Below are 575 nucleotides of genomic sequence, written 5' to 3'. Positions count from 1 at the left end.
CGGTCGCGGTCATGAACGTCCTTTCCATCGTTGCCGGACGGGTGAGGGGTTCGGCCGAACGCGTAGCGCTGCCGCCCTGCCGAGCCCGGCGCGGACACAGCAGCCATTCACACGGGGCGCGGTCGGCCTCGTGCTTAATGAACGGTACTGCACTACACCGTGCAGTGTAGAACGGCTAAGATATGCCCATGCCGACCACGAAGACCCTGCGTGAGGGGTCCGCGCGGAAGCGGGCCGCCATCCTCACGGCAGCCCGGGAACTGTTCCTCGCCGACGGCTTCGACCGGACCAGCGTCGACGCGGTCGCTGCCCGGGCTGAGGTGTCCAAGCGGACGGTCTACGACTACTTCGGCGACAAGCAGACGCTGCTGCAAGCAGTCCTCGACGCCGTCGGCCAGTCACTGATCACCACGATCCGGCACACCCTCGACGACACCCTCACCGACCACACCGAGGCCGCCGAACTGGAGGACGCCCTGGTCACGTTCTCGATGCGCATCGCAACCGACATGCTCGGCTCGGCCGAGTACGCAACGCTGCAACGACTGGTCCGGGCGGAATCCGGCCACCTGCCG

1 protein-coding gene is annotated in these 575 nt (G+C 67.1%); it reads left to right on the top strand.

Annotated elements, in window-relative coordinates; translation table 11 throughout:
- Positions 1 to 188: 188 nt before the first annotated feature.
- The coding region (locus tag ACTWP9_RS36675; RefSeq protein ID WP_443250648.1) for a TetR/AcrR family transcriptional regulator at positions 189 to 575 on the top strand (387 nt) is incomplete at its 3' end.

The organism is Streptomyces sp. 3N207 (genome assembly GCF_052246355.1).
Taxonomy (GTDB): domain Bacteria; phylum Actinomycetota; class Actinomycetes; order Streptomycetales; family Streptomycetaceae; genus Streptomyces.
The sequence above is the reverse complement of the archived record's forward strand: the minus strand, read 5'-3'. Positions and strand labels throughout refer to the sequence as shown.